A 24,719-nucleotide genomic window follows, 5' to 3' on the forward strand; every position below is an offset into this window, starting at 1 on the left:
ACGGGATTGGGAGCGCTCCCAATCGGCGGGGCGGGGGTCCGGGCGGCCGGACCCCCGTCGGAGGTCAGCTCGTGGGGAAGTCGTCCGGGGTGCTGATCCGGCTCTTGAGCAGCGCGCCGGACTCGGTCAGCACGCCGCTGCCGCTGTAGTCGGTGCCGGCGCAGGTGCCGGGCCGGAACGCCGCGCTGCCCTCGTCGGCGTCGGAGTAGGTCCAGTTCGCGTAGCTGATCTTCAGTTGGTCGAGCAGGTCCAGCCAGGCGGTGCTGCTCGCCCGGTCCACCGCTCCGCCGCCGGTGGCGCTCACCGTGCCGAACTCGGAGACGAACAGCGGGAGCCGGGAGGCCGCCCGGCTCACCGTGGCGCGGTAGTTGTCCTTGTGGCTCGCGGCGTAGAAGTGGAACGCGTACATGATGTTGGTGGCGTCGACTGGGTCGGCGACGATCTCGCTCTCGCTGGAGCCGTCCGAGACGCCCAGCGAGGACCAGCCGCGGGTGCCGACGATGACGACGGCGTCCGGGTCGACGGCCCGGATCACCGGGATGACCTGCTCGGCGTAGCTCTTGATGCCCGCCCAGCTCACGCCGTTGGGCTCGTTGGCGATCTCGTAGATCACGTTGTTCTTGCCGGCGTTGCGGGCGGCGACGGAGGCGAAGAACGTCTTCGCGCGGTCGAGGTTGAAGTTCGGGTCGCCCGGCGTGAGGGTGTGGAAGTCGATCACGGCGTACATGCCACGGGCCTCGGCCATGTCGACGAGGCCGTTCACGCGGCGGGTGAAGCCCGCGGGGTCGGTCTCGTAACCGTCCTCCTGCACGTACATGGAGATGCGCAGCAGGTCCGACCGCCAGTCCTTCGCGAGCGCGTCCAGGGACGCGGTGTTGTAGCACTGGCTGAACCACTGGATGCCGTGGGTGCTCATGCCGCGCAACTGGATGGGGCGGTCGTACTGGTTGCAGAGGTTGACGCCGCAGACGTGCAACTGTCCGTTGACGTCCACGGGGGTGCCGTCGCCCGGGGTGGGCGGGGGCTCTTCGACGGAGCCCGTGCAGGCGACGCCGTTGAGCGTGAACGCCGTGGGTTTCGGGTTGGCGCCCGTGAAGGAGCCGGTGAAGCCCACGTCGGCGGTCGCGCCGGTGGCCAGTGTGCGGTTCCAGTCGGCAGCGGTGGCGGTGACCGTGGAGCCGGACTGCGACCAGGTGGCGTTCCAGCCCTGGACGAGCCTCTGCCCGGCGTCCGGCATGGTGAATCCGAGCGTCCACCCGGAGACGGGGTCGCCCAGATTGGTGATCCTCACTCCGGCCTGGAAGCCGCCCTGCCACTGACTGGCCACCGTGTAGTCGACCCGGCAGCCGGTGGCGGCCGCCGCCTGCGGACCGGACAGTGCCGTGAGGCCCAGGACCGTCGCACAGGTCGCCAGTAAGGCCAAAAAGCGTTTCACAGCGTTCCTCCTCGTGCGGTGCGAACTCGTGCGGTGCGAACTCGTGCGATGCGCATACGTGCGATGACTCGCGTCGTGCGAGCGCGGCGTGGTGCAGCGCGATGGGAGCGCTCCCAAAGCCTATCGGCCCGAGACCGTACACCGACGCGCCGACGCGCGATAGCCATGTGACGGCCGAAGAATGCCGCGGCGCGGGTGACTGCCGCTCGTACGGAGGCGTCCGGCCCTGTCGACGCGAACGGTGGCGCACGTCACACCTCCCTCCTGTCACAGGGAGCGGACCTCCGGCATCTCGTGTTCAGACCAGCTCAACACCGCGAACGCGCACGAGTGAGGACGAAACCATGGATACCCGGTTCAACCTGTTCGAGAACGAGCTCGCCGCCAGGTTCGCCAAGCGGTTCGCCGGCGCGGCCCTGGTGATCCACGACTCGCCGCTGCCGAAGTCCACGCAGGAACTGGTGTCACTGCGCGCCAGCCAGATCAACGGCTGCGGCCACTGCGTCGACATGCACGTCAAGGAGGCCGCGGCCGCCGGTGAGAGCGCGGTCCGGCTCCACCTGGTCGCCACCTGGCGCGAGTCCACCGTGTTCACGGAGGCCGAGCAGGCGGCCCTGGCCCTCGCCGAGGAGGGCACCCGTCTCGCCGACGCCTCCGAGGGTGTCTCCGACGAGACCTGGGCCCGGGTGCGCAAGCACTACGACGACGACCAGACCGCCGCGCTGGTCACCCTGGTCGCCCTGATCAACGCGGCCAACCGGCTCGCGGTGATCACCCACCAGAAGGGCGGCTCGTACGAGGCGGGCATGTTCGCGGCGGCGGTCAAGGGCTGACCGGAGGAGGCCTCGGGCCGGTCCGGGACCGTGTGCCCCGGGCCGGCAGCCCGATCGGCACGCCGCGGGACGCGCGGTGCCGGTCCGTCCTCGTCGGCGGGCGCACGAGCCGCACCACGTGCGGATCTCCCGTCACGGCACCTCGCGGCGCACGAGCGCCTGCGAGGTCCGGCAGGGCAGGCGGACACAGGAGGTCTTCGCGTGGCCCATGCCGTCCGGGCGGGCGGCGGCCGGATCCGGGCACCCGGACACTCCCCCGCCAGGTCACGGCGTACACGCCCGGCCGGCCGGTGGTCCGCTGTCCGGCCGGCCGGGGGCCCGTCCGTCAGATCGGGAAGTGCGCGTGGCCCCTGGTCTGCGCGGTGACCCAGCGGGTGTCGGTGAAGGCCTCGGCGCCGGCCTGTCCGCCGAAGCGGCCGTAGCCGGAGCTCTTCACGCCGCCGAAGGGGGCCTGGGGTTCGTCGGCGATGGACTGGTCGTTGACGTGGACGATGCCGGTGCGCAGCCGGCCGGCGACCGCCAGTCCCTCGGCCAGGTTCTCGGTGATGACGCCCGCGGTGAGCCCGTAGGGGGTGTCGTTGGCGAGCGCGACGGCCTCGTCGGTGCCGTCGACGACGTGGACGACGGCCGCCGGGCCGAAGATCTCGTCGTAGTAGATCTTCATCTCCTTGGTGACCCCGGTGAGGACGACCGGGCGGATCAGGGTGCCCGGTTCCTCGATCCCGCCGGTGCCCGCGGCCAGTTCGGCGCCCTGGGAGACCGCGTCCGCGATCAGCGCCGAGACCCGGCGGGCGGCGGCCTCGTTCACGACCGGGCCGACGGCCGTCGCCGGGTCGCCCGGGTCGCCGCAGGGCAGCGCCCGGACGCGGGCGGCGAACTTGGCGGTGAACTCGTCGGCGACCGAGCGGTGGACGATGACCCGGTCCACGCACATGCAGATCTGGCCCGCGTTCATGAAGGAGCCGAAGACCGCGGCGTCCACCGCGTAGTCGACGTCCGCGTCCTCCAGTACCAGCAGGGGGTTCTTGCCGCCGAGTTCGAGGACGGCGGGCTTGAGGTGCTGGGCGGCCTGGACGCCGATGGTGCGGCCGACCTCCGTGGAGCCGGTGAAGTTGACCATGCGCACCCGTGGATCGGAGATCAGCGCGGAGACCACCTCGGCCGCGTCGGCGCGGTCGTTGGTGACGACGTTGAGCACGCCCGCGGGCAGTCCCGCCTCGTGCAGGACGTCGGAGATCAGCAGGCCGCAGGCGATCGGCGCGTCCTCGCTGGGCTTCACCACCACGGTGTTGCCCATCGCGAGGGGCAACGCCACCGCGCGGACGCCGAGGATGACCGGCGCGTTCCACGGCGAGATCGCGGCGATCACCCCCTTGGGCACCCGCACCTGCGTGGAGAGGACGCCGTCGGCGTCGGTGGCGAGGATCTGGCCGGTCGGGCGGCTGACCTCGGCCGCCGCCTCCAGCAGGATGCCGGCGGCCAGGTGGGCGTTGAAGCCCGCCCAGGGAGCGACGCCGCCGACCTCCGCGGCCATCAGCCGTACGACCTCCTCGGTGCGCTCGGCCATCAGTTGCGCGGCGCGCAGGAGGATCCGGCGGCGTTCGGCCGGCTTGGTCGCGGCCCACGCCTCGAACGCGGCGTCGGCGGCGTCCACGGCACGGCGTACGTCGTCCGGGGTGCCCGCGGCGACCTCCGCGCAGACGGCGCCGGTCCAGGGGTTGGTGTCGGACGTGGTGCGGCCGGAGGAGGCGGGGACCTCCTGGCCGTTGATGATCAGTCCTCGGGAGACGGACACGAGATGCTCCTGTACAGGGGGTGTGGGGCTCAGGCCTGGGCGGGCGAGGGTGCGGGGCCGGCGGCCCGGCGGGTGCGCAGAGCGCGGTGGGCGAGGCCGACGAGGGCCGGGGCGGCCACCGGCGCGATCATGTAGTTCCAGAAGTGCTCGTACGTCCCGGAGAGCAGGGCCGGTCCGAAGGCGCGCGCCGGGTTGATGCTCGCGCCGGTCACGGTGCCCAGGGTCGCGACGACCACGCCCACTCCGATGCCGATGACCGCCGGGATCAGCGCCCCCAGGGCGGGTCTGGTCATCACCAGCGCCACCGTGATGAGGACCGCGGCGAGCGCGGCGCCCTCGATGAGGAACAGTTCGACCGTACCCGTCCCGGGTGCGGGGTGCACGGCCCCGTGTCCGACCTGGCGCACGGCCCCGCCCCACACCAGCCCGGCCAGCGCGGTACCGGCCGCGGATCCGGCGAGCTGCGCGGTGACGTACGGGAGGACGGCGCGGGACGGGAAGAGACCGCTCGACCACAGGAAGACGGTGACGCCGGGGTGCATGTGGCCCCCGGATCCGCGGCCGGGTGGCGAGTGCATCAGGCCCGCGATGAGCGCGGCGACCGCGACTCCCGCGACGGCGAACAGGGTGTCCGGGTCGCCGATCGCCAGCGGCGAGCCGGGGTGGGCCAGCCAGCGGATCAGGCTCACCACGGCGAAGAGAAGCACCGCGGTCAGCGCGAACTCGTACGCGCTGTGCCGGACGAGATCCGCGCGGCTCCGGGCGGAAGTGCTCATGGGAGTCCTCATCAGGGGCGGGGACGGGGGCGGGGGGCGGTCCGGCGGGATGCGTCCCGCAGCACACCGGACCATCGTTTTTCGCTGAGTGAACTTACTTTCATTGACCGAGTGCGCTGAGTGTGTGCGATCGCCGAGACGGCTGTCAATGGCCGGTAGCGTTCTCCTGAAGACGGGTACGGCCGCATGCGCCGGGAAGCCGACCTACGGGAGGAAGTGCCATGGCGCCGGGCGTTTCGAGGACGGCACCGCAGGCGCCGACGGCCCCCGCGCCGGCCGGCTGCTCCCCCGCGGAAGCCGCCGGCCCGCTGGAGCGCGGGCTGGCCGTGCTGCGGATCGTGGCGGACGCCCCTCACTCCGTGCGCCCGGGTGACCTCGCGCGGGCGACCGGCCTGGCGCGTTCGACCGTCGACCGGATCGCCGCGACCCTGATCCACCTCGGCCATCTGCGCGCCGTGGGACGCGACCTCGTGCCGGCCCCGCGCCTGATGGAGTTCGGCAACGCCTACTTGCACGCGAGCGGCCTGTCCCAGGCGCTGCGGCCGAGCCTCGACCGGCTGGCCCGCACCCTCGACGAGTCGGTCTCGGCGATCGTCCTCGACGGCTGCGACGCACGCATCGTCGGCAAGGCCGTCCCGCCCGGCCGGATGATCCCCCTGGGTTTCCGCGTCGGCGACCTGCTGCCCGCCGAGCGCTGCGCGGCCGGTGCCGTACTCGCCGCCGGATGGGGGCCCGACACGTACGAGGCGTGGCGGGCCCGCCGCGCCGCCGACCCGCTGGACGAGACCTTCCCGGCCGTCCCCGCGCGCCGTACCGCTCCCGCCCCCGAGCGGGCGGAGGCCGACTTCGCCGCCTGGACCGCGGCGGCCGACGCGGACGGCTGGGCACTGGACGACCAACTGGTCGCCCCGGGCCTGGTCGCACTGGCGGTCCCGGTACGCGACCCCGACGGCCGGCCCGTCTGCGCGATCAGCGTGCTCGCGCACACCAGCCGCCACAGCGGCGAGGAACTGCGCGAACACGCGCTGGCCACGATGACGGAAGAGGCCGCACGCATCACGGACGAGCTGTACGGCACCTCGACGGCGGCCACGGCACCGCCCACCGCCCCCGCCTACGCCGACGCCAAGCCGGAACTGGGGCCGTCCTTCCTCCAGGCACTGGCCCGGGGCCTCGCCGTCCTGACCGCACTCGGCCGGCAGCGCGGCGGCCTCACCCTCGCCGAGAGCGCCGAAGCCTCCGGCCTCTCGTACCCCAGCACCCGCCGCAACCTGCTGACGCTCCGTCAACTGGGCTACGTGGAACAGCTCGGCCGCCGCTTCCTGCCGTCCCCGCGTGTCCTGGAGCTCGGCTACGCCCGGCTGTCCACCCTCACCCTCGCGGACATCGCCCAGCCCCATCTGACCGAACTGGCAGGGCGGGTGCGGGAGTCGGCCTCACTGGCGGTCCTCGACGGCACCGAGGTCCACTATGTGGCCCGGGCCGCCGCCCAGCAGATCACCAGCGCCCGGATCATGCCCGGCACACGACTGCCCGCGTACGCCACCTCCATGGGCCGGGTCCTCCTCGCGGACCTGCCCGAGGCGGACCGGCGGGAACGGATCGACGCCTCGCGCCCCCGGGCCCTGACCCCGCACACCCTCACCACACCCGAGGCGCTCGCCGCCGTCCTGGACCGGGTCGCCGGTGAACGGCACGCCCTGGTCGAGCAGGAGTTGGAGGTGGGACTGCGCTCCCTGGCCGTACCGGTCCGGGACCGGGAGGGGCGGGCCGTCGCAGCCGTGAACATCGCCCTGCACGCCGGCCCCGAGCCGCCCGAGCACACCAGGGACACCCTCCTCCCCGCACTGCGCGCCTGCGCCGCCCGCATCGAGTCGGACCTGGCGGTCGCGTTCGCCGACGGTCCCGTACAGACGGGCTGACCACTCCGTGCGGTCCGTCCTCACGTCGGCCGCAGCGGCGCTGAATCCTTTTCCGCCTCAGCCGCCTCTTATCCGTGAACCGGCCGAGCGGGCCGGCGAACACCAGGAGGAACGAAGCATGACGATCGCGATCATCGCCGTGGCCGGTGTGCTGCTGGTCTGCATGTGCAGCGTGACGTTGATCAAGCGGAGGAACCGGAGCCGTGGTTGATCCGCGCCGGTCACGACGGCGGATCGACGGACACGAGCAGAACACATGAGCCGGAACTCCCCCTGGCCCGACGAACGGCTGGTCAAAGCCGCCCAGGACGGCAACATCAGCTCGCTGACCGCGGTGATCGTGGAGTCGCAGCCCCATGTGCGCAGGTTCGCGCTGTCGCTGTGCGCCACACCACAGGACGCCGAGGACGCGGCTCAGGAAGCGCTGATCATCCTCTACCGGAAGATCGGCACGCTCCGTGCATCAGGCGCCCTGGCTTCCTGGATGTTCCGCATCGTGCGCAACGAATGCCTGCGGCACCTACGGCTGCTCGCCTCCGCATCCGCCTCCGTCGCCGAAGAGGCCGGCAGCGAGCCGGCGCCCTCCGCGGAGACCTCGGTGCTGCGGCGGCTGGACGCCGAGCGGATCGCCCTCGCGGTCAGCGGTCTCCCCCGCGACCAGCGGCAGGTGCTGATCATGAGAGACGTCCAGGGGTATCCGGGCCGTCTCGTCGCCCAGTCGCTCGGCCTGAGCAACGCGGCCATGAAATCGAGGCTCCACCGGGCCCGGGCCGCCCTGCGGCAAGCCCTGGCACCGACCGATGAAGCAGCCGAAGGAGAGGCACTACCGTGAAGACCGCCGAGACCGGCGAACCCGTCCGCGCGGAGGCGGACTTCGCCGGCGCCTCCGTCCCCCGGCACCTGCTGCGCGGTGTTCTGGGCTTCGGCCTGATCATCGGCTCGATCGCCCTGGTGCCCTTCGCCGGCCCCGCCACCCTGCTGGCCGCGCCCCTGGGCCTGGTCGCCCTCCGCGGCTGCCCGGCCTGCTGGATGATCGGCCTGGCGCAGACCATCTCCCGCGGCCGTCTGGAACGCGGCTGCGCGGACGGCGTCTGCACCCTGACGAAGGCGGGCGGCACTGCCTCTACGTGAACCACCTGCCCCGGCAGTCCTCGTCGTTCGGCCGGGCCGTCACCAGGTCCCGGGCGGGCGAGAGCGCCTCCGCCCGGGAACACGGTCGCGGCCCGTGCCACCACGAAGATCATCGAACGGACCAACGCGATGCGCGAAACGCTCGGCACCGACCGGGTGCTCGGCCACGACGAGACCAAGGTGGGCTTCGACCCGGCGAATTCGACCATGTACGTCTGGTCGGAGTACCTGAAGTGGAACAGGGACAGATCGAAACCTGGGCGGACATGGTCGCCGGCGAGGCGTGCCGGGCCCTGGCGAACCAGAGGCAGACCTCGGGCGACGGCTGGCCGTACACCTGCTGCGCCGTGGCGGAGACCGGCGGGTCGGGCTACCTGGTGATCCGTTGGGGCGCGGTCACTTCGCAGGCCGGCTGTTCCGCCTGAGCCTCGCCCTCGAGGCATGCGCCGCCTACGCCTGCGCCGTCCTCGTCGGCGACCGTGTCCCAGGCCGGTAGCGGCACGCCGTCGGACGCGCTGATCCGGGTCACCTCGCACCGCATCCTCCGGACGGCGGCGAAAAGGTGTCGTCGGGCCGCCGCACCGTCCTCCGGCGGGAACGAGATCCGGATCTGGTGCGGGCGTGACATGTCATAGGTGAGCAGCCAGTCGGTACCGACGGTGGCGAAGTGGTCCTGGCCCGAGTCACCCTGTTCCGATCGCCAGGTGCCCCGGTCCGCGGTCGGGGCCAGTGCCTCCCGGAGGATCGCCAGGCGCCGGTCGTGGGCGAGCGGCCCCTCCGTGAGGCGCAGGCAGCGGTGGTCGCGGGGCCGGAACGCGTTGAACCACGGGGCCGGCCCCGGCTCCATGTCCGCGAGCAGCCGGGAGTCGACGCGTCCCCTGGCCCATGCCTCGACGAACCCGGCGGCACCCATGGGATGGGGCTCGTAGCGGCCTTCACCGCTCCACACCACGACGGGCCAGTTCTCGGCCGTCCCCGTGGTGAGCCAGCAGAGCCGGTCGGCGTCGATGGTGGTGCCCCAGATCAGCAGTCCGCCCGGAGCCGGATGGAGAGGGTACGGGTGGCGCTCCCGGTCCCTCGCGGCCGCGCCGGACGGCCTGCCGCTCTGCCACGCGAGGCCGTTGTGCCTGCTCGTGCCGAACGGGGTGTGAAGGTTGAGGTAGTCGCAGAACTCACCCCACCCGTACGTCTCGACGAGGTGCTTGTAGTCCTCGGGCAGCGGCGTCCCGAGCATGGCCTCCACCGCCGACCAGTTCCCGTGGGCGTCGACGGGGACCGGGGGCGGCGTCACGAACCGTGTCAGTTCCGCGTTCTCCGTCACGGCACGTCGCGGTGTACGAGCGCCCTGGCGAAGGGCTCGCCCGTGCGGCGGGCGTACGTCATCCGCTCGCGGATCTCCCGCAGCGTGCGCGGACGGAATCCGGGCCCGCCGCAGCAGCTCTTGTGGAAGCGGACGCCGGCGTGCAGCAGGACGGACAGCACCTTCCAGGCCTCGGTGTCCCGGCGTGGTGGCGCGGCGAAGGCCGACCCCACGTGGATCAGCGGCTCCGCGCAGCGGGGGCAGGTCCGGTGCGTCCTGTCCCTGTCGTAGGGCTGCTTGTACGAGGCCCGGCAGGGCAGGCAGACGTAGGAGGTCTTCGCGTGGCCCATGCGGCAAGGGTAGGCGGCACCTGCGCGAAGCTCGACGCGTTTTAGGAGCCGGGCCTCCTTGCAGGTCTTCGGGGATCCCCCGGGCGGCGGCCGTCGCACGGTGACCGTGCGGAACGGAGGCGCCGTGCCGCACACTCTCCGGGTGATCGTGTTGCAGCCCGTCCTCGAAGTCGCCACTTCCTCCGGTTTCACGCTCTGGCCCGTCGCCGGCATCGAGCCGTACGGCTTCCTTCCGCTCAGTGGCGCGCTCACTCCCGCCGAAGCCGGCACGGCGGTCATGAGCATCGCCGCCCACAACGACGTCGTACCGGCGGCCGACGACCCCTCGCCACGGCCCGCGGACCCGCTCGGCTCCTTCCTGCACGGGCTGCTCACCATGGACGGCCTCTTCGCCTCCGGTGGCCTGCGGGTCACGGACACCGCCTCCGGCATCACCTTGCTGCCGGGCTGCTGCAACGGCCTTGAGGAACGCGGCGACTGGTTCGATGTCCTCGACGGGAACGGCTGGGCTTCCTTCGGCCACGACCCGTCCCCGCTCGCCGAACGCCACGGCGACGCCGTCCGCCTGACCGTGGACGCCGACCGGGACGACAGCCCCGTGATCGAGCTCGCCGCCGCCGACCTGAGACTCCTGCTCACCGGAGCGGAGCGCGACCTGACCGAGTTCCTCGACCTGGCCGCCGTGTGGACCGCCCGGCAACTCCCCGGCCTCGCCGCCCCGGTGACGTCCGCCCTCGCCCGCGCCTTGCTTCTCCCTCTTCGCTGACCCACCGCGTGGATCAGCCATGCCGAACTTGAATGAGTGATGTCAGGCCGGCGATGCCTGCTGCCGATCCGCCAGGATCTGCGGGTGACGGAGCACATGGACGATCTGGTGGCCTTGTTGCGCGAGCTCGATGACCCCGAGTGGCTGGAGCGGCCACGGGGTTACGAGCGCGGTGAGATCGGCGCGCTGTTCGACGTCCTCGTGGCGCGGCTTGAGGGCGACTTCGCCGCTCCATGTGTCAGCGAGCGGGACACGCAGGACTCCAGTGAGTACGGGCGGGTCACCGTGCCGGCTGATGCGACTGGGTGCGGAACCCGGATCGTCGTCTGCGTGAGCAAGTCCGGCTCCCTGGCACTGGTCTGCGCCGACAACCCCGGTGCCTTCTTGGGCACCGGGGAAGCGCAAGCCGAGGGCGAGTGGGACGCTGCGGATCTGGACAAGGTCATGGGGACGTTGGCCGACCTCGGGTACGCGATCGTTCCCGAGGAGCTATGGGAGTGCGACTGCACCGGGCCGAGCCGACTGCCCCGGCATGTTCAGCGTCCCACCTGGTGGCACCGCTTCTTCGGCAGCTTCTGACGCTTGTGCGTGGCCCCACGCAAGGCCCGCGCCGTATGGCTCGCGGGCTCACGTCACGCACGCTCGACTCCGGCGTCCAGGACGCTCCGGCCCGGCTGCCCGCACGACGGGGAGTCAGACGGGCCACAGCACTTCCGTCGCGGCCTTGGCCGCAGCGTCCGACGACCCGGCCGGGTACGCGCGGCTGCGGCGGCCGGCCGCCGTCCGGGTGGCGCCGTCGTACTCGGCGCGGGTGGGTTCGACGGTCCGCCGGTCGTGGTCGCGGCGGGTCGGCACGGCCCGGTCGACGATCCGTCGCCGCGCCGGTCACCTCGCGCCGGCCGTCATCGCCACGAGTTCGCCCAGCACCTCGCGCTGGATGTCGGGGAACGACCGCTCCTCACCCTCGGCGACCCACGTCCCGAAGGCCACGCCGAACACCGTCACCCCGGATTCCGCGGCCAGTCTGGCCGTCACGTCGGGGACTCCGCGCGATCGGAGGGCGGCGGCGATCGTCGTGGCCATTCCCGCCAGCTTCAGCAACTCCCGTTCCTGCAGCGCGGGGTTCTCGGAGATGATCCTCTGCCGTCGCCTGGAGTGGTCTCGCCGCTCCGCCGCGAAGAACGGCGCCGCCGCCCACAGGCCGGCCTCGACCATCTCGAGCGGTGACGCGTCCGGCGCCGCCGCGGCCACGCCCTCCACGAACGCCTGCTCCAGCAGTTCCTGGCCGCCGAACAGCACCTCACGCTTGTCGGCGAAATGGCGGAAGAACGTCCGCTCCGTGACACCGGCGGCCTGGGCGATGTCGGCCGCGGTCGTCCTGTCGTAGCCGTGACTGACGTAGAGCTCCGTCGCCGCCGCCTGTAGCCGTTCCCGCGTCCCGGGCTCCCATCTCACCATGCCCCCACTTTAGTGATGACAGACGCTGACGTGACAGCTACAGTGATGTCAGTTACTGACGTCAGTGACTGACATCGCATGCCTGGTCGGCATCGACCGGGCTCGAACATCGGAAGAGAGCTTTCCCATGCGTGTTTTCGTCACCGGAGCATCCGGATGGATCGGCTCGGCCGCGGTCGACGAGTTGCTCGCCAACGGCCACGAGGTGACCGGGCTCGCCCGCTCCGACACCTCGGCCGCGTCCCTCGACGCGAAGGGTGTCCGGGTACGCCGCGGCGACCTCGACGACCTCGACGGCATCCGGGAGGGCGCCGCGGCCGCCGACGCCGTCCTCCACCTCGCCAACAAGCACGACTTCGACGACCCCGCCGCCTCCAACCGGGCCGAACGGGCCGCCGTGCGGACGATCGGCGACGCCCTCGCCGGATCGGGCCGTCCCTTCCTGCTGGCGTCCGGCATCGCCGGCCTGAGGCAGGGCCGCCCGGTGACCGAGGAGGACAGGTCACCGTTCCACGGCCCGGACTCCCCCCGAGGCGGCAGTGAGAACCTCGCGCTGGAGTACGTCGAGCGCGGCGTGCACACGGTGAGCATGCGGTTCGCCCCGACCGTGCACGGCGACGGCGACCACGGCTTCATCGCGACCCTCACCGCGATCGCCCGCGAGAAGGGCGTCGCGGGCTACGTCGGCGACGGCACCAACCGCTGGTCGGCGGTCCACCGGTCCGACGCCGCACGGCTCACCCGGCTGGCACTGGAGAAGGCCCCGGCGGGGACGCTCGTGCACGCGGTGGGCGAGGAGGGAATCCCCACGCGGGAGATCGCGGAGGCCATCGGACGAGGGATCGGCGTCCCCGTGACCTCGATCGCACCACAGGACGCGGAGCGGCACTTCGGCTGGATCGGCCATTTCTTCGCCGCGGACATGCCCGCGTCGAGCACGCGTACGCGGGAGCTCCTCGGCTGGGTACCGAGCGGGCCCGGCCTCCTGCGGGACCTGGAGGCCGGGCACTACTTCCGCGCCTGACCGGGTACAGCCCGCGCAGCCGCTCCGGCAGCCCGGCCGCCGCGCCGCGGAGAAGGTTCCGGCGGGACCGCCCCGCTGCGCGGCACGGGCGTCAGGGGGTCAGACGGTGCATCGGCGGCCGGTTCAGTATCTCGATGTACATGATCCGGCCGTACACGACGTCAAGGATCAGCATGCCCTCCGCAGGTGAGAGCGGTACGCATCGGTGGCCCTCGCCGTACGGCTTACCCTTCTGGTGCACCGCCGTGTGGATGCTCTGGCAGAAGTCGTCGCCGCAGTCGCACAGGGCGACCAGACGGACATCCCGCACGCAGATCGCCAACTCACGCTCTCCCTCGTCCTCCAAGAGGGTGATCAGCTCGGCGATGAGGTCGGGGAAGACGTCACGGACGAGGGGATGCTCCTGCTCCATGCGGGGAGGGTAGCCGGAGCGGCGAGGGGACGGTTCGGCCAGGGAGGTGGAGCAGATGAGGGACGCGACGGCACGCCCTCTGTGGACACGTGCTCTCGTCCGGGAGTCCGCGAGAGCCCGGCACCTCCTCGCCGCGGGCGAGTGGTGCCTGTCCCCGGCCGACGCCGAGGCGGTGAGGGCCGTCCTCGCCCGCCTCACCGCCCCGCTCCCGACCCGGCGGGGCACAGCAGCGGCACGGGCCAGGGCGACGGACCGCGACAGACGGCTTCAACGCACACTCCGGACCACCGTCCACCACCTCGACGCCGGAACCGTCAGTCCGCCTGCCGCCGCCCTCCTGGCCGCCGTCGCCCGCGCCCTGCTGCCCTGGCACACGGCCCCGAATCCGCCCCTCGCGGCGGCGGCTCCGAGGTACGGCATCGCGCCGGACACGACGGAACGCACGGCACCGCCGACCGAAGCGGGCGAAGCCCTGCTCCCCGACCTGGCCGCGCTGTTCACCACCCTCGCCGAGACGAACGCGCCCGGCACCGTCCCGCTCACACCATCGGTCGAATCCTGGCGGGCCCGTCACGCGGGCAGATTCCGTCACTGCACCAGACCCGCGCCGGATGTATGGGCGGCCGAAACCGTCGGCTGCCCGGAGTGCGGGGGCAAGGACGGCCCGTGGACGGTGACCTGCGACTGGCACCGGGCCACATTGGGTTGCCCGTGTGGGGCGGTGCTCCGTGAGCACGGACTCGCCTTCTCCGAGATCTGGCTCGTCCTGCCGGACACCTGAACTGGCCTGCGGGCCAGTGCGTTTCGCGGGCGGCACCCTGCTCGGACGCGCAGGGCGTCCGGCCGCCGGCCGCGTCACAAGCCGTTGGTCAGCAACTGGTCGATCCAGCTCGTCACCCGGTGCTTCACCGCGTGCCGACGGTTGCAGTACCGGCGCCACCGGCGCTGCTCCAACGGGCGGTCGCACCACTTGCATATCTGCCTCACGGCACCCATCCCCTCATGCCGCGATCGCAGGGCGGCATGGAGCGAGGTCCGTTCCGAACGCCGGCCCGGTCGGCACCGAGCCGCCCACGATTCCGCCGTGTTCCGCGGGGACGGGCCCTCGCCGCACGCGGTTGTACGGGATTCCGTACGGGCGTTGTACGGGACCGGGGCCGTGCCCACGACGTCGTGGCTCGCGTTGGGCAAGGTCCCGGTGGCGGGCTGAGCGTCGCTGTGGTGCGGACGAGCGGGGTGCGGTGCGGACGGAAGGGCGTGGGCATGAGCACGGTGCGGGAGACACGAAGTGGTCGGGCTGCGAACGCGAAGGAGGGGGGCGGGGATGATCTGCCCGGGGCGTGGGCGGCGTACGGGAGGCTGCTCCAGCATCTGCGGAAGCGGGCCGGGCTGAACCAGCAGCAGCTCGGGGAGGCCATCGACTACTCGATGGAGCAGGTCGCCTCGGTCGAGCAGGGGCGGCGGCCGGCGAAGGCCGCGTTCACACGGGCGGCGGACCGGGTGCTGGAGGCGGGCGGGGTCCTGGAGGTGCTCCAGGACGAGGTGGACCGGGCAAAACTGCCGCGGTTCTTCCGCAACTTCGCGCTCATCGAGGCGGAGGTCGTCAGCCGCTTCTCGTACGATCCGCTGCTGGTGCCGGGGTTGTTGCAGACGGAGGGGTACGCGCGGGCGGTGTTCGCGGGGCACTGTCCGCCGTTGAGCGAGGAGATCATCGACCAGCATGCGGAGGCTCGGTTGAGTCGGCAGAAACTGCTGACTCGGGTGCCGCTGGCGGAGCTGTCGTTCATCGTGAGTGAGGAGGCGTTGCGCGATCCGGTGGGCGGCCCGGAGGTCATGGGCGAGCAGTGGCAACGCCTGCTGGAGGTTGGCGCGTTGCGGAACGTGGAGGTGCAGGTCATGCCTGCCGGGCGGGGGTTCCATCCAGGTAAGAACGGTCCGTTCGTGGTGGTGGAGTCACACGAGCACCGGCTCCTCGGGTACTTCGAGTCCCAAGGGGTCGGGTGCGTTGTCACGGATCCCGCCGAGGTCAGCGCGTTCTCGTTGCGGTATGGCAAGCTGCGATCGCAGGCCCTGAACGTCGAGGAGTCTGCACGACTCATCGAGCGGATGGTGGGAGAGACGTGAGCGTGGAGCAGGTGACCGAGAACGTGAACGGGCTGCACTGGTTCAAGAGCAGCTACAGCGGATCGGACGGCGGCGACTGCGTGGAGGTGGCCGCCGGTCTCGACACCGTGTACGTACGGGACTCCAAGGCCGCGGGCGACGGGCCGGTGCTGCGGGTCGGCCGGGGCGAGTGGGCGGCGTTCGTCACGCTCACGGCGGGATAGCGCCGACCAGTACATCCGAGCGGAACAACGGGCTGACGCGCGTCACTTGGGGTGAGGCGAACCAGCCCGTTGTCATGCCACCGGCTCGGAAGAGGGCACCCACGCCCCCAGCTCGTCACGGGTCGGCATCCGGCGCCTGCAGGTCCTCCACCTCCCTCTGGGGGAGCAGGAAGCCTACGCCCAGGTGAGCGACGTCTCCGACCTGCTCGCGGCGGGCGGGCTCGGCGTCTGACCTCAGCCGAGGTCCTCCAGGAGCAGGTCCAGCGCCGCCTCCTCGTGCAGGGCGATGCCCAACGCCTCCATGGCGGGCGCCGGTTCCGGGTCCCACGCGGCCTCCACCGCCACTGACAACGCACAGCGGGGTGGGGGAGAACCGGCCCGGTCAGGCATCTCGTTCGATCACGTACGGACAGGGAAGGCAGCCGGTCGGTCCTTGTCCGGAACCCGGCCGGCCCGGACCACGTGTGCGGTCCGGGCCGGCCGGGTTCCGGAGCGGGTCCGGGTCACGCCTCCTGGGTGAAGGCCGCGTGGAAGCGGCGGGTGTGGTCCACCTGGCGTTCGGGGCCGGTCAGGGTGACCGTCGCCGTCAGGCGGGCGTCGGTGCTCGACGTGGCGAGGCGGAGTTCCAGGTCACCGGGTTCGACGATCCGGCGGCCGTCGCGGCCGGTGAAGGAGGCCACGTCGGCCGGGACCGTGACGCCGACACGGCGGGACTCCCCCGGCTCCAGCTCCACCCTGGCGTACCCGACGAGCCGCTGCACCGGCTGGACGACGGAGGCGACCGGGTCGTGCAGGTACAGCTGGACGACCTCGGTGCCGGACCGTTCGCCGGTGTTGCGGACCGTGAGGGCGAGGGTGAACTCGCCGTCCGTGCCCGCCTCCCGGGCGTCCACGACGAGGTCGCTCCACGCGAAGCTCGTGTACGTCAGACCGTGGCCGAAGCCGAACGCCGGGGTCGGGTCGATGTTGGACACCTCGCTGAGCTGGGCGAGGCGTGCGCCGAGATAGGTGGTCGGCTGGGATCCCGGGCCGCGCGGCACGCTGACCGGGAGCCGGCCGGAGGGGTTCGTGCGGCCGCTGAGCACGCCGGCGATGGCGTGGGTGCCCGCGACTCCGGGGAAGAAGGACTGCACGATCGCCGCGGACTCGGTGACGGCCCGGCCGAGCGCGTACGGCCGCCCGGCGAGCAGGACGGTCACCACCGGCGTGCCGGAGTCGAGCAGCGCGTCGAGCAGGTGCTGCTGGGCGCCGGGCAGGGCGAGGGACTCCGCGTCGCAGCCCTCGCCGCTGGTGCCGCGGCCGAACAGGCCCGCGCGGTCGCCCAGTACGGCGATAACGATGTCCGCGTCCCTGGCCGCGTCCACCGCCTCGCCGATGCCGGAGAGGTCCCCGTCGTCGACGCCGGTGCCGCGTACGGCCGTGATCTCCGCGTCGGGGAACTCGGCGGTCAGGGTGTCGCGCAGGGTCGGCAGGTCGATGCCGACCGGGACGTCCGGGTGCTGCACGCCCACGTGCTGGGGGAAGGAGTAGCAGCCGAGGACGGCCGTGCCCTCGGCCGCGTTGGGGCCGACCAGGGCGATGCGGCGGGGCGCGGCGAGCGGCAGGGTGCCGTCGTTGGTGAGCAGGACGACCGCCTTCTCGGCGATCTCGCGGGCCAGTTCCCGGTTCTCGGGCCGGTCCAGGTCGATCTTGCCGCGCAGGGCGTCCGGGTCGTCCAGGTCCACGCCCTCGAGCGCGGGCGGCACCGGGCTCCAGTCCGCGTCGAGCAGGCCGAGCGCCGCCTTCTGGCCGAGGACGCGGCGCAGGGCGCGGTCGATGAGCGCCTCGGGGACGCGGCCGGCCGTGACGGCCTCGGCGAGCGGTGCGCCGAACGTCTTGACGGTGGGCAGTTCGACGTCGACGCCGGCCTTCAGCGCGGCGCCCGCGGCCTCGGCCCAGTCTCCGGCGACGCCGTGCAGGGTCTTGAGGAAGGCGATGCCGAAGTAGTCGGCGACGACGGTGCCGTCGAAGCCCCAGGTGTCGCGGAGCAGTCCGGTCAGCAGGCTCTCGTCGGCCGCGGCGGGGACGCCGTCGGTGTCCGTGTAGGAGTGCATCACGGAGCGGGCCCCGCCCTCGCGGATCGCCATCTCGAACGGCGGCAGCAGGACGTCGGCCCGCTCGCGGGCGCCCATGGACGAGGGGGCGAGGTTGCGTCCGGCGCGGGAGGCCGAGTAGCCGACGAAGTGCTTGAGGGTGGCGACGATCCCGGCGGACTCCAGGCCCTGGACGTAGGCGGTGCCGATGGTGCCGACGAGGTAGGGGTCCTCGCCGATGGTCTCCTCCACCCGGCCCCAGCGGGCGTCGCGGACCACGTCGAGGACGGGGGCGAGGCCCTGGTGGATGCCGACGGACCGCATGTCGCGGCCGATGGCGGCGGCCATCCGGCGCACCACGTCCGGGTCGAAGGTGGCCCCCCAGGACAGCGGGACGGGGTAGGCGGTGGCGCCCCAGGCGGCGAAGCCGGCCAGGCACTCCTCGTGCGCGACGGCGGGGATGCCGAAGCGGCCCGCCGCGGTGATGCGGGACTGGGTGCGCAGCAGGGAGAGCGCACCGAGCGCCGGGTCGACGGGTGCGGTGCCGAAGGGGCGGGTCAGCTGGCCCAGTCCGGTGGGAAGGAGCGCGTCGAGGTCGACGGCCTCCTCCATGTCGTGCTGGTGCGGGGCCACTTCGCCGCCGTTGGCGGACGCGCCGACCCACACGCCGTACAGCTGGGCGATCTTCTCGTCCAGGGTCATCGCGCCGATCAGCGCGTCGACTCTGGCTGCGACGGGGAGGTCGGGGTCGTTCCAGAGGGGGATTTCGGGGGCGGTCTCTACGGCCACGTCGGCAGTCACTTTCCTCCGACGCCCATCAGACCCTGGACCAGGGCGCGACGGGCGAACAGGTAGACGAGCAGGATGGGCACCATGGACAGCACCACGGCCCCCAGCAGACCGGGGATGTCGATGCCGTGCGCGGTCTGGAAGTTGTACAGACCCAGGGTGACCACCTTGGTGGAGTCGGACTGGGTCAGGACGAGCGGGAACAGGAAGCCGTTCCATGCCTGGAGCGCGGAGAAGACCACGATCGTGGACAGTCCGCCCCTCGACAGCGGCAGGACGAGCTGGAAGAACATGCGCCGCGGGGTGGCGCCGTCCATGGCCATGGCCTCGTACAGCTCCGGGGAGATGTCACGCATCGCGCCGCTGAGGATCAGCGCCGACATCGGCAGGCAGAACGCGGCCGTGGGCAGGATGACGCCCAGCAGGTTGTCGTACAGCCCGGCTTCGCTGATCAGGTAGAACATCGGCACGATGACGGCCTGGGCCGGGATGGCGAGTCCGAGCAGGAACAACCGGAAGATCGCCGACGTGGTCCGGCCGCGACTGCGGACGATCGCGTAGGCGAGCGGCGGGACCAGCAGCAGCACGATGCCGATCACGCAGGCGGTGACGACGAGCGTGTTGAAGAAGTACTGGCCGAAGCCCGAGTCGAAGGCACCCGTGTAGTTGTCCAGCGTGAAGCTGTCCGGGAAGGAGACCGGGCCGTTCTCGGCGTAGTCCTGGCGGGTGCGCAGGGTCGCGGCGAGCATCACGTACAGCGGCAGGCCGACGACGAAGAGCCAGAAGAGCGAGCCGACGCCGGCCACGTAGTTCGGTCGGCGCCTCATGACACACCCTCCATGGAGCTGCGCATCTTGTCGTAGCCGGAGACCCGGACGACGATCAGCGAGATGATCGTGGACGCGACGACCAGGGCCAGGGCGATCGCGGAGCCGGTGCCGTAGTCGAAGCTCTTGAACGCCTTGTCGTACATGTAGTAGGCGCTGATGGTGGTGTCGGTGCCGGGGCCGCCCTGGGTCAGGATGAGGACCGTCTCGAAGGTGGTCAGGCCGCCGACGATCATCAGGATCATCGAGGTGATCATCGAGTTGCGCAGCTGCGGCAGCGTGATGTGGAAGAACTGCCGGTAGCGGCCCGCTCCGTCGATCTCCGCCGCCTGGTAGAGCACTTGGGGGATCGCGCGGGCGGCGCCCTGGTAGATCAGGGTGTGGAACGGGGTGAACTGCCAGGTGCTGACGAACGCCAGCACGCCGATGGCGGTGGCCTGTTCACCGAACAGGTTGCCGTCGCCGAACAGCCAGGCGGCCTCGGCCGGGATGCCGAAGTTCGGGTCGAGCAGCGCCCGCCACAGCACGGAGACGGCCGTCGCGGACAGCAGCAGCGGGATGAAGTAGATGACGGACAGTACGGCGCGGTTGCGCTGGTGGCCGGCTGCCCAGACGCCGAGCAGGATGCTCAGCGGGGTCTGGAGGACCACGCCCAGCACGGTCAGCAGCAGGGTCAGCCAGATGCTCTTGAGCATCACCGGGTCGTCCATCAGGCGCGACCAGTTGTCCATGCCGACGAACTCGGGCGAGCTGAGCCCGTCCCAGCTCATGAAGGACAGCACCGCCACCATGATCAGCGGGACGATCGCGAAGAAGGTGAAGAACACTGCGGCGGGCAGCGCCCAGGTGAAACCGGGGCGGCCCACCGTCGTTGCGGACGGGGCGGGCGGCCGCCGCCGGGCCCCCTTGCGGGGTCCGGCGGCGGGCCGAGCGCTCGTGGTCTTTGTCGTCATGAGCCGTTCGTCACTCGGTCGGGAGGGCCTGCATGGCCTTGATGAAGCCGTCCGTGTCGAGCTGTCCGTTGAAGAACTGCTGGACGGCCTTGTGCAGGTCCGAGCTGGCCTTCTGCGGGTACGCCTGGTCCCAGGAGAGCTGGAACGACGGGGCGTCGGCGACCAGGTCGTACTGGAAGCGCGAGTACTCGGGGGAGCCCGCGGTCTCGATGAACTTGTCGGTGTTGGTCGTGGTCGGCAGGTTGCCGATCTCCAGGTGCGCCTTGACGAAGTCGTCGGAGTACATGAGCTTCAGGAACTCGGCGACGGCCTCGGGGTGCTTGGTCTTCTTCATCACCGAGTAGTAGTTGTTGGTGTTGCCGGCGACGTTCTTCGGGTCGCCCTTGCCGCCCGCGACGGCCGGGAAGGCGGTGTAGCCGAGGTCCTTCTCGGCGAACTCCGTGTGGTCCGTGAGCTGCTGGGAGTAGTACCAGGAGCCCATCAGCTCGAAGCCGGCCTTGCCCGCGGCGACGAGCTGGACCGATCCGCCGTTGGTGTACTTGACGGAGTCGTAGTTCTCGCCGAAGGCGCCGGCGTCGACGAGCTCCTTGATCATGTTCAGGGCCTTCTTGCTGTCCGGGCTCTCCCAGGCGCTCTTGTCGCCCCCGACGGCCTTCGCGAACAGCTCCGGTCCGGCGATGCGGTCGTAGAGGTACTGGAACCACATCTGCGTCGGCCAGACGTCGCCGCCGCCGAGCGCGATCGGCGTGACGCCCTCGTCCTTGAGCTTGCCGACCGCGTCGAGCAGCTCGTCCCAGGTCTTCGGCGGCTGGACGCCCGCCTTCTTGAGGACCGCCTTGTTGTGGAAGAGCAGGACCGGCTGGGTGCCGCGCATCGGGACGCCGTACGGCTTGCCGTCGACGACGGCGTTGTTGAAGACGGACGGCAGGAACTTGTCCTCCAGGTCCGGGTTCTTCTTGATGAAGTCGTCGAGCGGCATCAGCAGACCGGCCTTGACGAACGGCTTGATGCTGCCGCCGCCCCAGTTGAAGAAGACGTCCGGGGCCTGCGGGGTGCTGATGATCGTCTGCAGCTTCTGCTGGTAGTCCGCACCGGGAATGGTGTCGAGGACGACCTTCACGTCGGACGTCTCGTTGAACTTGTCGACGAGCTGCTTCTCGACCTTGTTGCTGGCGTCCCCGTAGACCAGGACATGGATCTTGCCGTCGTCCGCCGACGCCCCGCCGTTCCCGTCGCCACAGGCCGAGAGGGTCAGTGCGAGAGAGAGCGTCGCACCGCAGGCGACCAGTCTGGGCAAGCGCGCACGTGTCTTCATCGTTCGCCTTTCGAAAGTTTCGGCGCCATCACCGAAAGTCCATGCCGCTGGACAGTAGGTCAGACCGGTGTTTCGGTCAACGGTCGATTCAGTACTCACCCAAACCGTTATCGAGGCGTGGTGCCGTATCCTGCGCCTATGCACGATGACGACGCGGTGAACGGCAGAGTCACCCTGGCCACAGTAGCGAAAGAGGCCGGCGTTTCGATGCCGACAGTTTCGAAGGTCCTCAATGGCCGATCGGATGTCTCTCGCGCCACCCGGGCCAAGGTGGAACGGCTGCTGGACGCTCACGGCTACCGGCGTCGCCCCCAGTCCGCGTCCCGCTCACCGCTCATAGAGATCGTCTTCCACGAACTGGAGAGCGTCTGGGCGATGGAGCTGATCCGGGGCGTGGAGAACGTCGCCAAGGAGACCCGCGCGACGGTCGTCCTCACCGAGAGCGGCACCCGGCACACCCCCGCGCCGGAGTGGCTCCCGGGCGTGCTGCAACGCCGGCCGCTGGGCGTCGTGCTGGTCTTCTCCACCCTCCCGGAGGACATCAAGCGCCAGCTCAGGGCGGCGGCCATCCCCTTCGTCGTCATCGACCCGGCGGGCGACCCCGACCCGGACGTCCCCTCGGTCGGCTCCGCGAACTGGGCCGGCGGTCTCGCCGCCACCCGCCACCTCACCGACCAGGGACACCGGCGGGTCGCGATCATCACCGGGCCCGAGGACATGCTGTGCTCACTGGCACGCCTCGACGGCTACCGCTCGGCCATGGCGATGGCGGGCCTGGAGACCGGCCCGCGGCTGATGCGCTTCGGCGATTTCCACGTGCAGGGCGGCTTCGAGCACGCCATGGACCTGCTGGAGGGGCCCGACCGGCCCACGGCGATCTTCGCGGGCAGCGACCTCCAGGCGCTCGGTGTGCTGGAGGCGGCCCGGGTCAGGGGCCTGCGGGTGCCTCAGGAGCTGTCGGTGGTCGGCTACGACGACGTACCGCTGGCGCAGTGGTCGAGCCCGCCGCTCACCACGGTCCACCAGCCGCTGCGGCACATGGCCGAGGAGGCGGCCCGGATGCTGCTCCGCCCGGACGACCCCGGCACGGCCGCCCAGCGCATCGAGCTGGCGACGCACCTGGTGGTACGGCAGAGCACGGCTCCCCCCAAGAAGGCGTGAGGGACATGGGGCGGGCCGCTGAAGGGCGGCCCGCCCCGCGTGCGACGCCGCGCCGGCACGAGGCCGGGCGGGAGACGCGGCACCCGTGAGCGCCGCCCACCGCTTCGCGCGGCCGGCGGGTACGGCCTGGAGGACGGTGGGGCGAGGCCGAGGAACGCGAGGGAGGTTTCGAATATTTCGAACCTCCCGGAATCGCGCCGCCTCGGCGTATGGGCCCTCTCCTACGCCGTCAGCCCTCGGCCGCGAAGACATACGAGTCCCGCCCGGTCGATCGAGCCGAAACGTCGCGGGTGATTTCCGTTCAGGCCGCGTGCCCGTGGTCGCCGGGGGAGATTCCGCAGGAGCGCCAAAAGGCGCGGCTGGAGTCGGCGGGGTGACAAAAGCCCCGGCGGAGGCGGTCTCGCCGATCGCCCGCCGCCACCTCCTCCTGATCGGCACGACCGCCTGAGGAACCGGCTCACCTCCCGGGGGGGGCCGGTGCGTGGACCGGCCCCGTTCCGGCGGCGCCACCGGACTCCCCTCGTCGCCGGGGCGCCGCCCTCACGCTGTGCCGCACCGGGGACCACTCGGTCCTCGGCACACGGCGCAGGGGACATGGGCACGGCGTGCACCACCGTGCCCGTCCGGTCAGGCGCCGGGCAGGACGCCGGTGCGGGCCACCTCCGAGTACCAGCGGGCGCTGGCCTTGGGGATGCGGGTGCCGGTCGGGTAGTCCACGTAGACGGCGCCGAAGCGCTTGCCGTAGCCGTGGGCCCACTCGAAGTTGTCCAGCAGGGACCACAGGAAGTAGCCGCGCACGTCCGAGCCGTCCAGGATGGCCTGGTGCACGGCGGCCAGGTGGCCGCGCACATAGGCGATCCGGGCGGGGTCGTTGACGTTCCCGGAGGGGTCGGCGTAGTCGTCGAAGGCCGCGCCGTTCTCGGTGATGACCAGCGGCAGCTCGGGGAAGTCGGACGACAGCCGGCGCAGCAGGTCGTACAGGCCGGTGGGGTCGACGGCCCAGCCCATGGCGGTGGTCTCGCCGGGCGGCTGGTGGAAGGCGACCTTGTCGGCGCCCGGCCAGGGGCTGTGGGCGCTGTTGCCGTGACCGTCCGAGGTGTGGGTGCCGCTGTCGTCGGCCTCGGAGACGACGGTGGGCGAGTAGTAGTTGACGCCGAGGAAGTCCAGCGGCTGGTGGATCCGCTCGAGGTCGCCGTCGTGCACGAAGGACCAGTCGGTCAGCGCGGCGGTGTCCTTGAACAGGTCCTCCGGGTAGGCGCCCCGCAGCATCGGGCCGGTGAAGACCCGGTTGGCGAGGGCGTCGATCCGGCGGACCGCGTCGGCGTCGGCGTCGCTGCCGGTGAGCGGGCGGACGTGGTGGATGTTGAGCGTCACCGAGCACTGGGCGTCGGCGCGGATGCGGTCCCGCAGCGCCTGGACGGCCAGGCCGTGGCCCAGGTTGAGGTGGTGGGCGGCGCGCAGGGCGGCGACCGGGTCGGTGCGGCCGGGGGCGTGCACGCCGGAGCCGTAGCCGAGGAAGGCGCTGCACCAGGGCTCGTTGAGCGTCGTCCAGGTCTTCACCCGGTCGCCGAGGGCGTCCGCGGCGAGGGCCGCGTACTCGGCGAACCGCTCGGCCGTGGCACGCTCGGGCCAGCCGCCGGCGTCCTCCAGCTCCTGCGGGAGGTCCCAGTGGTAGAGGGTGGCGACGGGCTGGATGCCCTTGTCCAGCAGGTCGTCGACGAGGCGCCGGTAGAAGTCCAGGCCCTTCTGCACGGCGGGGCCGCGGCCTGTGGGCTGGATGCGGGGCCAGGCCAGGGAGAACCGGTAGGCGCCCAGGCCGAGTTCGGCCATGAGGGCGACGTCCTCGCGCCAGCGGTGGTAGTGGTCGGTGGCGATGTCACCGGTGTCGCCGTTGCGGACCCGGCCCGGGGTGCGGGCGTAGGTGTCCCAGATGGACGGCGTACGGCCGTCCTCGGTGGCGGCTCCCTCGATCTGGTAGGAGGCGGTGGCGGAGCCCCAGAGGAAGCCCTTGGGGAAGGTGCGGGCGGCGTCCGGGGCGGACGCGGTCTGCTGTGCGGTGACCACGTAAGTCCT

The 24,719-nt window shown here is 71.6% G+C and carries 26 protein-coding genes; 11 read left to right on the plus strand and 15 right to left on the minus strand.

The features are described 5' to 3' along the window. Positions 1–64: 64 nt before the first annotated feature. Positions 65–1,435: a cellulase family glycosylhydrolase gene (locus tag ACF1DX_RS15955; RefSeq protein ID WP_391791768.1), complete on the minus strand. Its 1,371-nt coding sequence runs from the start codon at positions 1,433–1,435 to the stop codon at positions 65–67. Positions 1,436–1,779: 344 nt separating this feature from the next. Between ACF1DX_RS15955 and ACF1DX_RS15960 the strand changes: the two genes are divergently transcribed. Further along, positions 1,780–2,268: a carboxymuconolactone decarboxylase family protein gene (locus ACF1DX_RS15960; RefSeq protein ID WP_391791769.1), complete on the plus strand. Its 489-nt coding sequence runs from the start codon at positions 1,780–1,782 to the stop codon at positions 2,266–2,268. A gap of 325 nt (positions 2,269–2,593) precedes the next feature. Here ACF1DX_RS15960 and ACF1DX_RS15965 read toward each other — a convergent pair whose 3' ends face one another. Then, on the minus strand, positions 2,594–4,063 hold the full coding sequence (locus tag ACF1DX_RS15965) for an aldehyde dehydrogenase family protein (protein ID WP_391791770.1): 1,470 nt from the start codon (positions 4,061–4,063) through the stop codon (positions 2,594–2,596). Positions 4,064–4,092: 29 nt separating this feature from the next. Continuing rightward, on the minus strand, positions 4,093–4,839 hold the full coding sequence (locus ACF1DX_RS15970) for an aquaporin (protein ID WP_391791771.1): 747 nt from the start codon (positions 4,837–4,839) through the stop codon (positions 4,093–4,095). Positions 4,840–5,060: 221 nt separating this feature from the next. Between ACF1DX_RS15970 and ACF1DX_RS15975 the strand changes: the two genes are divergently transcribed. From ACF1DX_RS15975 to ACF1DX_RS15985, 3 genes are all read left to right on the plus strand, one after another. Continuing rightward, a complete protein-coding gene (locus ACF1DX_RS15975; RefSeq protein ID WP_391791772.1) occupies positions 5,061–6,761 on the plus strand; it encodes an IclR family transcriptional regulator C-terminal domain-containing protein in 1,701 nt (566 codons plus the stop codon). A gap of 256 nt (positions 6,762–7,017) precedes the next feature. Then, complete coding sequence (locus ACF1DX_RS15980; protein WP_391791773.1) at positions 7,018–7,593, plus strand: RNA polymerase sigma factor; 576 nt, start codon at positions 7,018–7,020, stop codon at positions 7,591–7,593. Then, the gene (locus ACF1DX_RS15985) at positions 7,590–7,892 is read left to right on the plus strand and encodes a hypothetical protein (RefSeq protein WP_391791774.1); all 303 of its coding nucleotides are present in this window, start codon (positions 7,590–7,592) and stop codon (positions 7,890–7,892) included. Before ACF1DX_RS15980 ends, ACF1DX_RS15985 begins: the two co-directional genes overlap by 4 nt. 370 nt (positions 7,893–8,262) lie before the next feature. Here the strand turns inward: ACF1DX_RS15985 and ACF1DX_RS15990 are convergent, their stop codons facing one another. Both ACF1DX_RS15990 and ACF1DX_RS15995 read right to left on the minus strand, forming a co-directional pair. Beyond that, complete coding sequence (locus ACF1DX_RS15990) at positions 8,263–9,213, minus strand: SMI1/KNR4 family protein (protein WP_391791775.1); 951 nt, start codon at positions 9,211–9,213, stop codon at positions 8,263–8,265. Continuing rightward, positions 9,210–9,542: a deoxyxylulose-5-phosphate synthase gene (locus ACF1DX_RS15995; RefSeq protein ID WP_391791776.1), complete on the minus strand. Its 333-nt coding sequence runs from the start codon at positions 9,540–9,542 to the stop codon at positions 9,210–9,212. The genes ACF1DX_RS15990 and ACF1DX_RS15995 overlap by 4 nt, the downstream gene beginning before the upstream one ends. A 124-nt stretch (positions 9,543–9,666) precedes the next feature. On the opposite strand from ACF1DX_RS15995, the gene ACF1DX_RS16000 reads away from it, so the two are divergent. Both ACF1DX_RS16000 and ACF1DX_RS16005 read left to right on the plus strand, forming a co-directional pair. Next, complete coding sequence (locus ACF1DX_RS16000; protein ID WP_391791777.1) at positions 9,667–10,308, plus strand: hypothetical protein; 642 nt, start codon at positions 9,667–9,669, stop codon at positions 10,306–10,308. Positions 10,309–10,404: 96 nt separating this feature from the next. Beyond that, positions 10,405–10,887, plus strand: a complete 483-nt coding sequence (locus ACF1DX_RS16005) for a hypothetical protein (protein WP_391791778.1) — start codon at positions 10,405–10,407, stop codon at positions 10,885–10,887. Between the two features lie 114 nt (positions 10,888–11,001). Here the strand turns inward: ACF1DX_RS16005 and ACF1DX_RS16010 are convergent, their stop codons facing one another. Together ACF1DX_RS16010 and ACF1DX_RS16015 are read right to left on the minus strand one after the other, a co-directional pair. Continuing rightward, positions 11,002–11,163, minus strand: a complete 162-nt coding sequence (locus tag ACF1DX_RS16010) for a hypothetical protein (RefSeq protein WP_391791779.1) — start codon at positions 11,161–11,163, stop codon at positions 11,002–11,004. 30 nt (positions 11,164–11,193) lie between these two features. Continuing rightward, on the minus strand, positions 11,194–11,766 hold the full coding sequence (locus tag ACF1DX_RS16015; RefSeq protein WP_391791780.1) for a TetR/AcrR family transcriptional regulator: 573 nt from the start codon (positions 11,764–11,766) through the stop codon (positions 11,194–11,196). A 127-nt stretch (positions 11,767–11,893) separates the two neighbouring features. On the opposite strand from ACF1DX_RS16015, the gene ACF1DX_RS16020 reads away from it, so the two are divergent. Next, positions 11,894–12,790, plus strand: coding sequence for an SDR family oxidoreductase (locus ACF1DX_RS16020; RefSeq protein WP_391791781.1), 897 nt, complete (start codon positions 11,894–11,896; stop codon positions 12,788–12,790). A gap of 91 nt (positions 12,791–12,881) precedes the next feature. Here ACF1DX_RS16020 and ACF1DX_RS16025 read toward each other — a convergent pair whose 3' ends face one another. Continuing rightward, complete coding sequence (locus ACF1DX_RS16025) at positions 12,882–13,202, minus strand: hypothetical protein (RefSeq protein WP_391791782.1); 321 nt, start codon at positions 13,200–13,202, stop codon at positions 12,882–12,884. Positions 13,203–13,257: 55 nt separating this feature from the next. On the opposite strand from ACF1DX_RS16025, the gene ACF1DX_RS16030 reads away from it, so the two are divergent. Continuing rightward, complete coding sequence (locus tag ACF1DX_RS16030; RefSeq protein ID WP_391791783.1) at positions 13,258–13,983, plus strand: hypothetical protein; 726 nt, start codon at positions 13,258–13,260, stop codon at positions 13,981–13,983. A gap of 74 nt (positions 13,984–14,057) precedes the next feature. Here ACF1DX_RS16030 and ACF1DX_RS16035 read toward each other — a convergent pair whose 3' ends face one another. Continuing rightward, positions 14,058–14,189, minus strand: a complete 132-nt coding sequence (locus ACF1DX_RS16035) for a hypothetical protein (protein ID WP_391791784.1) — start codon at positions 14,187–14,189, stop codon at positions 14,058–14,060. Between the two features lie 276 nt (positions 14,190–14,465). Between ACF1DX_RS16035 and ACF1DX_RS16040 the strand changes: the two genes are divergently transcribed. Both ACF1DX_RS16040 and ACF1DX_RS16045 read left to right on the plus strand, forming a co-directional pair. Further along, the gene (locus tag ACF1DX_RS16040; protein WP_391791785.1) at positions 14,466–15,326 is read left to right on the plus strand and encodes a helix-turn-helix domain-containing protein; all 861 of its coding nucleotides are present in this window, start codon (positions 14,466–14,468) and stop codon (positions 15,324–15,326) included. Then, positions 15,323–15,529, plus strand: a complete 207-nt coding sequence (locus ACF1DX_RS16045; RefSeq protein WP_391791786.1) for a DUF397 domain-containing protein — start codon at positions 15,323–15,325, stop codon at positions 15,527–15,529. The genes ACF1DX_RS16040 and ACF1DX_RS16045 overlap by 4 nt, the downstream gene beginning before the upstream one ends. Before the next feature lie 234 nt (positions 15,530–15,763). On the opposite strand, the gene ACF1DX_RS16050 is transcribed toward ACF1DX_RS16045, so the two are convergent. From ACF1DX_RS16050 to ACF1DX_RS16070, 5 genes are all read right to left on the minus strand, one after another. Next, a complete protein-coding gene (locus ACF1DX_RS16050) occupies positions 15,764–15,874 on the minus strand; it encodes a DUF2399 domain-containing protein (protein ID WP_391792132.1) in 111 nt (36 codons plus the stop codon). 158 nt (positions 15,875–16,032) lie between these two features. After that, on the minus strand, positions 16,033–18,402 hold the full coding sequence (locus tag ACF1DX_RS16055) for a glycoside hydrolase family 3 N-terminal domain-containing protein (RefSeq protein ID WP_391791787.1): 2,370 nt from the start codon (positions 18,400–18,402) through the stop codon (positions 16,033–16,035). Further along, complete coding sequence (locus ACF1DX_RS16060; protein WP_391791788.1) at positions 18,399–19,217, minus strand: carbohydrate ABC transporter permease; 819 nt, start codon at positions 19,215–19,217, stop codon at positions 18,399–18,401. Before ACF1DX_RS16060 ends, ACF1DX_RS16055 begins: the two co-directional genes overlap by 4 nt. Then, the gene (locus tag ACF1DX_RS16065; RefSeq protein ID WP_391791789.1) at positions 19,214–20,170 is read right to left on the minus strand and encodes a carbohydrate ABC transporter permease; all 957 of its coding nucleotides are present in this window, start codon (positions 20,168–20,170) and stop codon (positions 19,214–19,216) included. The genes ACF1DX_RS16060 and ACF1DX_RS16065 overlap by 4 nt, the downstream gene beginning before the upstream one ends. Before the next feature lie 10 nt (positions 20,171–20,180). After that, positions 20,181–21,485: an ABC transporter substrate-binding protein gene (locus ACF1DX_RS16070; RefSeq protein ID WP_391791790.1), complete on the minus strand. Its 1,305-nt coding sequence runs from the start codon at positions 21,483–21,485 to the stop codon at positions 20,181–20,183. A 138-nt stretch (positions 21,486–21,623) separates the two neighbouring features. Here ACF1DX_RS16070 and ACF1DX_RS16075 point away from each other — a divergent pair, with 138 nt between their 5' ends. Next, entirely contained in the window at positions 21,624–22,646 is a 1,023-nt protein-coding gene (locus ACF1DX_RS16075) for a LacI family DNA-binding transcriptional regulator (RefSeq protein WP_391791791.1), read from the plus strand. A 627-nt stretch (positions 22,647–23,273) separates the two neighbouring features. Here the strand turns inward: ACF1DX_RS16075 and ACF1DX_RS16080 are convergent. Continuing rightward, a complete protein-coding gene (locus ACF1DX_RS16080; protein ID WP_391791792.1) occupies positions 23,274–24,710 on the minus strand; it encodes a GH1 family beta-glucosidase in 1,437 nt (478 codons plus the stop codon). Positions 24,711–24,719 lie beyond the last annotated feature (9 nt).

Origin of the sequence: Streptomyces sp. NPDC014676 (assembly GCF_043084105.1) — a bacterium.
Lineage (GTDB): Bacteria > Actinomycetota > Actinomycetes > Streptomycetales > Streptomycetaceae > Streptomyces.

Bases quoted from the DNA above. Each gene is read 5' to 3' on its own strand.
- ACF1DX_RS15960 (WP_391791769.1), top strand. From the start codon at position 1,780: ATGGATACCCGGTTCAACCTGTTCGAGAACGAGCTCGCCGCCAGGTTC.
- ACF1DX_RS15970 (WP_391791771.1), bottom strand. From the start codon at position 4,839: ATGAGCACTTCCGCCCGGAGCCGCGCGGATCTCGTCCGGCACAGCGCG.
- ACF1DX_RS15975 (WP_391791772.1), top strand. From the start codon at position 5,061: ATGGCGCCGGGCGTTTCGAGGACGGCACCGCAGGCGCCGACGGCCCCC.
- ACF1DX_RS15980 (WP_391791773.1), top strand. From the start codon at position 7,018: ATGAGCCGGAACTCCCCCTGGCCCGACGAACGGCTGGTCAAAGCCGCC.
- ACF1DX_RS15995 (WP_391791776.1), bottom strand. From the start codon at position 9,542: ATGGGCCACGCGAAGACCTCCTACGTCTGCCTGCCCTGCCGGGCCTCG.
- ACF1DX_RS16005 (WP_391791778.1), top strand. From the start codon at position 10,405: ATGGACGATCTGGTGGCCTTGTTGCGCGAGCTCGATGACCCCGAGTGG.
- ACF1DX_RS16015 (WP_391791780.1), bottom strand. From the start codon at position 11,766: ATGGTGAGATGGGAGCCCGGGACGCGGGAACGGCTACAGGCGGCGGCG.
- ACF1DX_RS16020 (WP_391791781.1), top strand. From the start codon at position 11,894: ATGCGTGTTTTCGTCACCGGAGCATCCGGATGGATCGGCTCGGCCGCG.
- ACF1DX_RS16025 (WP_391791782.1), bottom strand. From the start codon at position 13,202: ATGGAGCAGGAGCATCCCCTCGTCCGTGACGTCTTCCCCGACCTCATC.
- ACF1DX_RS16030 (WP_391791783.1), top strand. From the start codon at position 13,258: ATGAGGGACGCGACGGCACGCCCTCTGTGGACACGTGCTCTCGTCCGG.
- ACF1DX_RS16040 (WP_391791785.1), top strand. From the start codon at position 14,466: ATGAGCACGGTGCGGGAGACACGAAGTGGTCGGGCTGCGAACGCGAAG.
- ACF1DX_RS16060 (WP_391791788.1), bottom strand. From the start codon at position 19,217: ATGAGGCGCCGACCGAACTACGTGGCCGGCGTCGGCTCGCTCTTCTGG.
- ACF1DX_RS16065 (WP_391791789.1), bottom strand. From the start codon at position 20,170: ATGACGACAAAGACCACGAGCGCTCGGCCCGCCGCCGGACCCCGCAAG.
- ACF1DX_RS16070 (WP_391791790.1), bottom strand. From the start codon at position 21,485: ATGAAGACACGTGCGCGCTTGCCCAGACTGGTCGCCTGCGGTGCGACG.
- ACF1DX_RS16075 (WP_391791791.1), top strand. From the start codon at position 21,624: ATGCACGATGACGACGCGGTGAACGGCAGAGTCACCCTGGCCACAGTA.